Source organism: Xanthomonas sp. SHU 199, assembly GCF_000364665.1.
Classification (GTDB): Bacteria; Pseudomonadota; Gammaproteobacteria; order Xanthomonadales; family Xanthomonadaceae; genus Xanthomonas_A; species Xanthomonas_A sontii.
Map to the genome: position 1 here is coordinate 1 of NZ_AQOI01000586.1, position 10,460 is coordinate 10,460.

Here is a 10,460-nt window from a genome sequence, read left to right on the forward strand (position 1 = left end):
ACCACCAGTGCCGACAGCAGCATCAGCAGCGGCGCCTGCGCGGCCGACTGCCGCTCCTGCAGCGATTGCCCGGTCCAGGCCACGGCGAAGCCCGGCGGCAGCTGCGCGGCCAGCCGTTCCATCTCGGCCATGGCCGCGCCGCTGGACACGCCAGGCGCGGCGCCGCCGGTGATGCGCACGGCCGGGAAGCCCTGGAAGCGCGCCAGCTGCTGCGGCGCGTCGGTCCAGGTGGCGGTCACCACTTCGCGCAGCGGCACCATGCCGCCCTCGGTGCTGCGCACGCGCAGGCCCAGCACGTCGTCCAGTTGCATGCGCAACGCGGCGTCGGCCTGCAGGATCACCTGCTGCATGCGCCCGGCATTGGGGAAGTCGTTGACGTAGAGCGAGCCCATCGCTGCCGACAGGGTGTTGCTGATCGCGGAGAACGGCAGGCCCATCGCTTCGGCATGCTGGCGGTCGATCTCCAGGCGGATGCTCTTGCCCGGCGGCAGGCCGTCCTGATACACGCCGCTGACCACCTTGCTGTCCGCGACCAGTTGCAGCAGCTTCGCCTGCGCCGCCATCAGCGCGGCCTCGCCGCGGTTGCCGCGGTCCTGCAGGTACAGGGTGAAGCCGGAAGAGGTGCCGAGCTCGTCGATGGCCGGCGGCAGCAGGCTCATCACCGTGCCCTCGGGCAGGTCGGCCATGGCCTGCTGCACGCGGTCGGCTTCGTCGCTGGAGGTGGCGCCGTCGCGCTGGTCCCAGTCCTTGAGCATGGTGAAGGCCATGGCCGCGTTGGTGCCCGAGCCGGAGAAGCTGAAACCCAGGATCACCAGGTTGGAGGCCAGCGCCGGGCGCGTGGCGACGTGCCGCTCGAACGCCTTGACTACCGCCAGCGTGCGCTCGCTGGTGGCATCGGTGGGCAACTGGATCGAGGTCATGAAGTAGCCCTGGTCCTCTTCCGGCAGGAACGCCGAGGGCAGGACGCGCATGGCGAAGGCCAGCGCAACGCACAGGACCGCGAACACCGCCAGCACCCGCGCGCTGCGCCGCAGCAGCCGCGCCACGCGTGCGGCATAGCGGCCGGTCAGGCGCTCGAAGCCGCGGTTGAACGCGCCGAAGAATCCGCGCTTGGCGTGGTGGCCGGGCGCGATCGGGCGCAGCAGGGTGGCGCACAGCGCCGGGGTCAGGGTCAGCGCCAGGAACGCCGAGAACAGGATCGACACCGCCATCGCCAGGGTGAACTGCTGGTAGATCACGCCCACCGAGCCGCTGGCGAAGGCCATGGGGATGAACACCGCGGTCAGCACCAGGGTGATGCCGACCACCGCGCCGGTGATCTCGCGCATCGCCTTGGTCGTGGCTTCCCGCGGCGGCAGGCCTTCGCTGGCCATGATCCGCTCGACGTTCTCCACCACCACGATGGCGTCGTCGACGATGATGCCGATCGCCAGCACCATGCCGAACATCGTCAGCACGTTGATCGAGAAACCGGCCAGCAGCATCACCGCGAAGGTGCCCAGCAGTGCGATCGGTGCGACGATGGCCGGGATCAGCGTGTAGCGCACGTTCTGCAGGAACAGGTACATCACCAGGAACACCAGCACCATCGCTTCGAGCAGGGTCTTGACCACCTGCTTGATCGAGAGCTTCACGAACGGCGCGGTGTCGAACGGGATCGAATAGCGCATGCCGGTCGGCATGCTCGCGGCCAGTTCCGCCAGCCGCGCCTTCACCGCCTGCGCGGTGCGCACCGCATTGGCGCCGGGCGAGAGCTGGATCGCCGCGCTGGTGGCGGGAGCGCCGTCCTCGCGGTTGGAGAAGCCATAGGATTGTGCGCCCAGCTCCACCCGCGCCACGTCGCCCAGGGTCACCCGCGCGCCGCCGCTGTCGGCACGCAGCACGATGGCGGCGAACTGCGCGGGCGTGCTCAGTTGTCCGGCCACGGTCAGCGGCACGGTCAGGCGTTGTCCGCGCACGGTCGGCTCGTCGCCGAGGCGGCCGGGCGCGATCTGCGCGTTCTGCTGTTCGATCGCCTGCGCCAGTTCGGTCATGGTCATGCCGTAGGCGACGAGCTTGTCCGGGTCCACCCACACGCGCATGGCCTGCTCGGCGCCGAACAGCTGCACACGGCCGACGCCGTCGATGCGCCGCAGTTCCTGCACGATGTTGCGGGCCAGGTAGTCGTTGAGCGCCACTTCGTCGTAGCGGCCGTCCGGCGAGGTCAGGCCGACCAGCATCAGGAAGCCGGACGCGGCCGATTCCACCTGCAGGCCGTTCTGCCGCACCGCCTGCGGCAGGCGCGGCTCCACCGCCTTGATGCGGTTCTGCACGTCCACCTGCGCCAGCTCCGCATTGGTGCCGGGCTTGAAGGTGGCGGTGATTTGCGCGCTGCCCGAGGTGTCCACCGTGGACTCGAAGTACAGCAGGTTCTTGACCCCCGACAGCTCGCGTTCGACCAGGCTCACCACCGAGTCGTTGAGGGTCTGCGGCGTGGCGCCGGGGTAGGACGCGATCAGCGACACCGAGGGCGGCGCCACCGAGGGATAGCGCGCCACCGGCAGCTGGCCGATGGCCAGGGTGCCGAACAGCACGATGAACAGCGCGATCACCCAGGCGAAGACCGGGCGTTCGATGAAGAACTGTGGCATGGCGGCGTTCCCGGTTCAGTCCGCGGCGGCGGTGGCGACCACCGGCGGCTGCCACGCACGCGCCTTCACCCGGGCGCCGGTGCTGAGCCGGTCGATGCCTTCGACCACCACCTGCTGCCCGGGTTGCAGGCCGGCGACGACACGGTAGTGCCCCTGCACCAGTTCGCCCAGCTGCACCGTCGCGCTGCGCACCTGCGCATTGGCGTCCAGCACCCACACCTGCGCGCGCTTGCCGACATGGGTGACCGCCTGCTGCGGCACGCGCAGCGCCTGCGCGTAGTGGGCGCGCGGCACCCGCGCCCGCACGTACATGCCGGGCAACAGGCGCCGCTGCGGGTTGTCGACGAGGATGCGCAGCAGCACATCGCCGGTGCCGGCATCGACGGTGATGCCGGAGAACAGCACGCGCCCGCTCAGTCCCGAGGGCGTGCCGCTGCGGTCGAGGATCTGCGCCGGCAGGCCGTCGTCGCTGGTGGCCTGCGCGCGCGCGGCCGGATCCAGCGGGTCCAGGTCGCTGGCGGACTGGCGCACGTCGACGTAGACCTGGTCGATCTGCTGGATCACCGCCATCGGCGCGCTGTCGCTGGGCGAGACCAGCGCACCCTCGGTGAGTAGTGCCTGGTCGATGCGGCCGTCGATCGGTGCGTCGACGGTGGCGAAGGCCAGGTCCAGGCGCCGCCGCGACAGCGTCGCCTTGGCCTCGGCGACCGCCGCGGCGGCCTGGCTGCGCTGCGAGGCGGCGTCGTCGTACATCTGCCGGCTGACCATGCCGGATTCGACCAGCCGCTGTAGCCGGGCATGCTGCACGTCGGCCAGCACCTGCGCGGCCTCGGCACGGTGCAGTGCGGCCGCGGCGGTGTCCATGTCGGCCTTGAACGGTGCCGGGTTGATCTGGAACAGCGCGTCGCCGCGCCGCACATCGGCGCCCTGCTCGAAGAAGCGACGCTGCACGATGCCGCCGACCTGTGGGCGGATCTGCGCGCTGCGCAGCGCGGCCACGCGCCCGGGCAGGTCCACGCTCACCGTCATCGACGCAGGGTGCAGGGTCACCGCGGTGACCTGTACCGGCGCGGCCACCGCTTGCGGCTGCGCGCCGCCGCCGCAGCCCGCCAGGGCCAACGCCAGCGCGCCGCCGAGTCCCAGAGTCCGTACCTGTTGCCGCATGCCCATGCCTCGTGCCTCGTCGCTGCCGCCGCGGATGCGGCGGACGCCAAAGCCGTGCATGGTCGCGGCCGCGGGTTGCGCGGCGTTCGATGCGATGTGGAGATATGATGGAGATCCGCCCGTCCGGGCCGATGCGCCTTCGCTGCCTCCATGTCCGTTTCCTCTCCGGGCGCCGCCGTGCCCGCGTCCGCGCCGCTGGTCCTGATCGCCGAAGACGAGAGCGAGATCGCCGAGATCCTCAGCGCCTACCTGGCGCGCAGCGGGCTGCGCAGCGCCCACGCCGCCGATGGCCGCGCCGCGCTGGACCTGCACCTGGCGCTGGATCCGGATCTGATCCTGCTGGACGTGCAACTGCCGGCGGCGGACGGCTGGAAGGTGCTGGCCGAACTGCGCCACCGCGGCGAGACCCCGGTGATCATGCTCACCGCGCTGGACCAGGACATCGACAAGCTGATGGGCCTGCGCCTGGGCGCCGACGACTACGTGGTCAAGCCGTTCAACCCGGCCGAGGTGGTGGCGCGGGTGCAGGCGGTGCTGCGGCGCATCCGCGGCAACGGCGCCGAGGAGGCGCGCAGCCTGCGCGTGGGCGCCTTCCATGTCGATCTGGACCAGCACGAGGCCAGCGTGCGCGTGGGCGAGCAGCGGCACACGCTGGACCTCACGCTCACCGAGTTCAAGCTGCTGGTGCGGCTGATGCGCGCGCCGAAGCGGGTGTTCAGCCGCGCCGAACTGCTCGACGCCTGCCTACCGGAAGGCGACACCCAGGAGCGCACCATCGACAGCCACATCAGCAAGCTGCGCAAGAAGCTGGAGGCGCTGGGCGTGCAGGGCACGCCGGCCAGCGTGCGCGGCGTCGGCTACCGGTTCGGATCCGGCGCATGAATCGCGCCCCCGGGCTGCGCCGCCAGGTCATCCTGTCGCTGGGCGCGCTGGCGCTGTGGATCATCCTGCTGTCGGTGGTCGGCTCCTACGTGTTCTACGCGCTGGCGGCGGCCTACCAGCCCAACAGCATCTCCGACACCTGGGTGCCGTCGCGGGTGGAGATGATGTGGATCGGCGCCACCGCCGCACTGGCCGTGGCGATCGCGGTGGCGGTGGCGGTGCGGCTGTCGCGGCGCATCCTCACCCCGTTGAACTCGGTGGCGCACAGCCTGCGCGAAGTCGCCCAGGGCAACTTGCACGCACGCGCGAGCATGGATGCGCATGCGCTGGGCGAGACCGCGCAGCTGGTGCGCGACTTCAACGCCATGGCCGACCGCCTGCAGGCGATGACCCGCGAGCGCGCATTCTGGAATGCCGCCGTCGCCCACGAACTGCGCACGCCGGTGACGATCCTGCGCGGGCGCCTGCAGGGCCTGGCCGAGGGCGTGTTCGCGCCGGACGTGGCGGCGTTCGAGAGCCTGTTGCGGCAGGTGGAAGGCCTGAACCGGCTGATCGAGGACCTGCGCGTGCTCAGCCTCACCGACAGCGGGCACCTGGAGTTGCAGCCGGCGCCGGCCGACCTGGCGCGGGAAGTGGAGGCCGTGCTGCATGCCTTCGGCGCCAGCCTGGACGCGCGCGGGCTGGTGCTGGAACCCGTGCTGGCGCTGCGCACGCCGGTGCTGTGCGATGCGGTGCGCATCCGCCAGGCGCTGATGGCCTTGCTCGAAAACGCGCAGCACTATGCCGAGCCGGGCCCGCTGCGGGTGGGCGTGCAGGCGGACGCGGGCCAATGCGTGCTGTTCGTGGAAGACACCGGCCCCGGCATCGCGCCCGAGATCGCCGCGCGGGTGTTCGATGCGTTCCGCCGCGGCGATCCGTCGCGTTCGCGCAAGAGCGGCGGCAGCGGCCTGGGCCTGGCGGTGGTCAAGGCCATTGCCGTGGCGCATGGCGGCGATGCGCTGTGCCTGCCGGCCGGCAGCGGCACGCGGTTCGAAGTGCGCTGGCCGCTGGCGCCAATGGAGGCCGCGACGCGCACAGCGCAGGTGCCGGCGTCGCGCTAGAGGCGCGTTGGCTCAGGCGGAGGTCGCGTCGCTGCGCACGTGCGGTGTACGCCCCGGCAGCATGCGGGTCAGCACCTCGTCGCGCCGGACCCAGTGATGGAACAGCGCGGCGGCCACGTGCAGCAGTACGACGACCCATGCGATCCATTTGCCGATGAAGTGGTGCACCACGTCGATCGGCGCTTCGAACGCCTCCCAGCTCAGGTGCCAGGTGCGGCTGATCCAGGCGAACAGCGCGGTCTCGTTGAAGCCGGGAATGCGGAACAGGCCGAGGTCGGTCGGCGCGCCGGTGCCGATGTAGCCGGTCAGCGGCATCACGATCAGCAGCGCGTACAGACCCCAATGCGCCAGATGCGCGAGCCGGTGTTCCAGCGCCGAGCCCGGCGGATCGTCTGGTTGCACGTCCAGCCAGCGCCACAACAGCCGCGGCAGCACCAGGAACCCGACCAGCAGGCCCAGCACCCAGTGCAGGTTGAGCACCGGCAGCGAGGCGTCCGACGTGTCGTCCATGAACCAGATGACGTAGTACACCACCGCATAGGCGCCGATGAAGGCGGCGGCGGTGGTCCAGTGGAACAGCTTGGCGAGGGCGCCGAAGCGCTGTGCGGTGTTGCGCCAGTGCATGTGCGTGATCCTGGTCGAGTGGCGAGGCGGGGAGTGCTGCGGAATCAGGGCGTGCGCAGGCTGTCGAGCAGCCGGTCCAGGGCGTGGAGCGCGTCGGCCAGCCGTGCGTGCAGGTCGGCGTCCGGCTCGGCGATCCAGAACGCCGCCTCGGTGATCGCGCCGTAGAGCATGCGTGCCATCACCCCGGCATGCAGCGGCGCCACCGTGCCGGCGGCGATCAGGGCTTCCAGCGCCGCCTGCAGCGCGGCGATGCCCACCGACTGCGCCGCCGGCGGCACGTCGCCGAACACGGCGCGCGCGTCCTGCAGGATGATCCGGCGGATCTCCGGTTCCAGCGCCAGTTCCAGGTAGGTGCGGCAGCGGCGGCGGAAACCGTCCCACGGCGTGGGCGCGGCGTCGGACACCGCCTGCAGGCGCAGGCCCACCTCGGCCTCGATCTGCTCGATGACCGCGATCAGCAGGCCGTCCTTGCTGCCGAAGTGGTGATACAGCGCGCCACGGGTAAGACCGGCCTCGGCGGTCAACACGTCCATCGAGGTGTGCGCGAAGCCGTGCGTGGCGAACGCCTGCCGCGCCACAGCCAGCAGGCTGGCGCGGGTGGTCTCGATCATCTCGCGGCGGCTGCGGCGCTGGTGCATGGGCGGGCCTTCATTCACATACGTGGCGTACGTTATTTGCGTACAGGGCGTATGTCAATGTGTCACGGTCGATTCGGCGTGCGCTGGGCGGCTTGGCCGGCACGGCAGCCGGTGCGCTCCGAAGGCCTGAGATTCGAGTGGCTTGCCCGTCCTGCGAACGTCTCGGCCAGGGCCTCTCAGGCATCGACAGCGCGATCGCGGCGGCGTGTGGAATGCGCCTGGTCGCAAACCCAAGTGATGCTGGTGCCTGTCGCGAAGGCCGTCGTAAAGGGCGCCGTCGCGGCGGCTCAGGACTGCGCGACGGAACCGCCCATCGTGCGCATGCGATGCACCGACATGACGCCGACGCACCGTCGCACTAGCCAAGGCCTTCACTGCGGGTGTGGTCTGGTGACCGCTGTGCAACCGAATTGGAGTGTCGAATGGACACCACGCTGATGCCCTGGGTCGCCGGACTGTTCGTCCTGCTCATCGCCGCGATGCTGTATCTGGTCACGCGCGCCAAGAAGAACCGCAACCGCCCGGCACAGGATCACGCCGCGACCAAGAGCGACGTGGACAGCGCCGCCAAGCGCTAGCGTCTCGCGTCGGGCGCGGCGCGGTCGCCTGCGCCGTGCTCAGGCGTCCGCGTCCATCGGCGCGAAGCGCGGGCGGCGTACGCCATCGATCTCCACCTGCTCGACGAACATCGGATACGGCCGCACCCACAGCGTGCCTTCGCCGTACAGCGGCCGGTACAGCACCAGCGGTTCCAGCGTTTCGCTGCTGCGGACCATGCCCAGCACCTCGTATTCGCCGCCCTTGAAGTGGCGGTAGCGGCCGAGGGCGATGGAAGGCAGCGGGCTGAGGTCGCGCATGACGGTGTCCTGGTGGGCGGGAGCGCGAGTGTAGCGGTCTGCACCTGCGCTCTCTCTGCGTCGCGAGGGCGAATTGCGCGACCGCGGCGGTTCGCCGCGTCGTGACGACGGAACGCTCCTGCGGGGGAAACTCAGGCAACCGGCCTTAAGAAGCAGCGTCCATCGTCGCCCGCACGCTTCACTTCTGCGCGCGTCAAGGCGCCAAATCGGCGAAGTCGAACGCCTGCCCCGGCTCGGCGGCGACGAAGTCCGCTGCGGCGATGCCGGCCAGGTGCAGTGCGGCGGCCAGCGCTTCGCGCGGCTCATCACGCCCTTCGTCGGTGAGCTGGAAGGTGCCCCAGTGGATGCCGAGCGCGCGCCGCGCGCCGGTGTCGCGGAAGATCCGCACCGCTTCGGTGGGGTCGATGTGCTGCGGCGCCATGAACCAGCGCGGCGCGTAGGCGCCGATCGGGATCAACGCCACGTCGGGCGCGCCGTGCCGGTCGCGGATCTCGCGGAAGATGGCGCCATCGCCGTAGCCGGTGTCTCCCGCGAACCACACCGATCCCCGCGCGGTCTCGACGAAGAAGCCGGACCACAGGGCCATCCTGCGGTCGGCGATGCCGCGGCTGGACCAATGGTTGGCGCGGGTCAGCGTCGCCGTCGCGGTGTCGCCGATCGGCAGCCGGTCGTGCCAGTCGCCGGTGGCGATGCGCGCATCGGGCACGCGCTTGCGCAGCAGGACGTCGTTGCCCAGCGGCATCACGAACAGCGGCTGGTGCGCGTCGTGCAGCGTGCGCAAGGTCGCCAGGTCGAAGTGGTCGTAGTGGTTGTGGCTCAACAGCACCGCATCGATGGGCGGCAGGTCCGCGAAGCGGATGCCCGGTGCCGTTACCCGCTTGGGCCCTGCGATCTGCGAAGGGCTGGCGCGCTGCGACCACACCGGGTCGGTGAGCAGGTTGAGGCCGGCGGCCTGGATCAGCAGCGTGGCGTGGCCGACCATGGTGATACGCAGGCCGTCGTGCCGCGGTGCAGGCATGGCCGGCGTCACCGCGACCTGCGCGGGCCAGCGCACCGCGCCCATGGCGGCCTTCCAGCGCAGGACCTTGCTCAGCGCATTGTCGATGGTCGGCTGGCCGGGGTTGAAGAAGCGCACGCCATCGAAATGGTCGCTGACGGGGCCACGGTAGTAGGGGTTGGCCATTGAGGCGCGATCCGGATGACGCAAGGGGAGGGAAGGTTAACCGCCAGCGGCGCAAGCGTGCGTGCGCGCCTGCCTCGGCTGCCGCGATATCGGTCCCCGGCCGGTGCCAAGTGCGGCCTCACTTCGGCGTGCCCAGCCCACCCATGTTGAGCATCACCCGCAAGCCGATCACCAGCGCATCGTCGGGCGCACGGCGCGCCGCGGGATTGCCCAGGATGTCGGGATGGACGATGTACTGCACGTTCGGCACCAGGAACAGCGGCGTCTGCGCGATGCGGTAGCTGTAGTTGAGTTCGAACATGAGTTCGTTGCGCGCGATGTCCGCGGCGGCGCCGCGCTTGCGCAGCACGTCGTTCATGTAGCCCTGCTGGTCCGCACTGAAGCGGTAGTAGTGCGCGATCGCGCCCATGCCGTCGCCGGGCCGCGATGCGAACGGGCCGCTGTAGTACAGGCCGGCGGTGACCTGCAGGTCGTAGACCTGGTGCTTGTCGAACGGTGCGGCGATGTTGCCGAAGGCGACCAGCATGCGCTTGCTTGCCATGCCCTGCGGCCGGTACAGCGCGCGTTCGCCGAGCGCGTAGGCGCCCCAGCGCCCGCCGTCGTACAGGCGCGCGGGGCCGCCGACCAGCCCGCGCAAGCCGCCGGCCTGGTTGTAGCGCAGGTCGCTGTAGTCGGCCGAGTTGTACCAGAGGCCGGCGAGGTAGCGCGGTGCGCCCTTGCCCCGTGCGGGATCGGGTTCGTAGCCGACCTCGAGCGTGCCCAGCACGCCGGTACTGTCGGCGGTGCTCCAGTCCAGGCCGTGGTTGTTCTTGCGCTGCGGGTTCAGTTCGAATGCGCCCACCGAGACATAGGTGGCCTCGGGCTTGTAGCGCAGCTTCGCGCCCCAGTTCACGTAGGGAAAGCCGACGAAGCCGCCATCGGCCTGGCTCAGCTGGAACGGACAGTCCGAGGCGCTGACGAAGCGGCAGCCGTAGCGGCTGCGCGCGAATTGCCAGGTGGTGTTCATGCGCCCGGCGACCAGTTGCCAGCGCCCGTCGGCGAAGGTCTGTTCCCAGGTCAGTTGCGCCAGTTGCGCCTGCTGCTGCGGGTACCAATAGCCCTGCACCTTGACGCCGTTGCCGATCTGCCGCTGCGACAGGCTGTCGCCGTAGTACCGGGCGCCGGTGACGTGCAGCGTGGCACCGGGAATGCCGAACAGGCGTTGCAGATCCAGGTCCGCGCCGGCGACCACGCCGCCGGCGTTGCGGTCGCCGCGCGACAGGCCGCCGTCGACGTTGCGCGCATAGTCGTTGGACCAGACCAGGCGCGGCGCGATGCCGTGGTCGTCGAGCCATTGCGCGGTGTCGGCGGCAATGGCGCAGGCCGGCAGGGCGGCGGCCGCC

The 10,460-nt window shown here is 70.6% G+C and carries 10 protein-coding genes; 3 read left to right on the forward strand and 7 right to left on the reverse strand.

Annotated features, from left to right (window positions below):
* Nucleotides 1-2,630: efflux RND transporter permease subunit (locus D183_RS0117250; protein ID WP_017910099.1), on the reverse strand; the 2,630-nt coding region annotated here is incomplete at its 3' end.
* Between the two features lie 15 nt (nt 2,631-2,645).
* On the reverse strand, nt 2,646-3,854 hold the full coding sequence (locus tag D183_RS0117255; protein ID WP_017910100.1) for an efflux RND transporter periplasmic adaptor subunit: 1,209 nt from the start codon (nt 3,852-3,854) through the stop codon (nt 2,646-2,648).
* 90 nt (nt 3,855-3,944) lie between these two features.
* Between D183_RS0117255 and D183_RS0117260 the strand changes: the two genes are divergently transcribed.
* Both D183_RS0117260 and D183_RS0117265 read left to right on the forward strand, forming a co-directional pair.
* A complete protein-coding gene (locus D183_RS0117260) occupies nt 3,945-4,676 on the forward strand; it encodes a response regulator (protein ID WP_051067644.1) in 732 nt (243 codons plus the stop codon).
* Nucleotides 4,673-5,776, forward strand: coding sequence for an ATP-binding protein (locus tag D183_RS0117265; RefSeq protein WP_017910102.1), 1,104 nt, complete (start codon nt 4,673-4,675; stop codon nt 5,774-5,776). The genes D183_RS0117260 and D183_RS0117265 overlap by 4 nt, the downstream gene beginning before the upstream one ends.
* A 12-nt stretch (nt 5,777-5,788) precedes the next feature.
* Here the strand turns inward: D183_RS0117265 and D183_RS0117270 are convergent, their stop codons facing one another.
* A complete protein-coding gene (locus tag D183_RS0117270) occupies nt 5,789-6,400 on the reverse strand; it encodes a cytochrome b (RefSeq protein WP_017910103.1) in 612 nt (203 codons plus the stop codon).
* 44 nt (nt 6,401-6,444) lie between these two features.
* Nucleotides 6,445-7,038 (reverse strand): TetR/AcrR family transcriptional regulator, encoded by a 594-nt coding sequence (locus D183_RS0117275; protein ID WP_017910104.1) that lies wholly within the window; start codon nt 7,036-7,038, stop codon nt 6,445-6,447.
* 422 nt (nt 7,039-7,460) lie between these two features.
* On the opposite strand from D183_RS0117275, the gene D183_RS27815 reads away from it, so the two are divergent.
* Entirely contained in the window at nt 7,461-7,616 is a 156-nt protein-coding gene (locus D183_RS27815) for a hypothetical protein (RefSeq protein WP_017910105.1), read from the forward strand.
* A 39-nt stretch (nt 7,617-7,655) separates the two neighbouring features.
* On the opposite strand, the gene D183_RS0117285 is transcribed toward D183_RS27815, so the two are convergent.
* The 3 genes from D183_RS0117285 to D183_RS0117295 form a co-directional block, all read right to left on the reverse strand.
* On the reverse strand, nt 7,656-7,895 hold the full coding sequence (locus D183_RS0117285) for a DUF1653 domain-containing protein (RefSeq protein ID WP_017910106.1): 240 nt from the start codon (nt 7,893-7,895) through the stop codon (nt 7,656-7,658).
* Between the two features lie 193 nt (nt 7,896-8,088).
* Entirely contained in the window at nt 8,089-9,078 is a 990-nt protein-coding gene (locus D183_RS0117290) for an MBL fold metallo-hydrolase (protein ID WP_017910107.1), read from the reverse strand.
* 118 nt (nt 9,079-9,196) lie between these two features.
* On the reverse strand, nt 9,197-10,460 hold a 1,264-nt coding region (locus D183_RS0117295; RefSeq protein WP_017910108.1), incomplete at its 5' end, for a carbohydrate porin.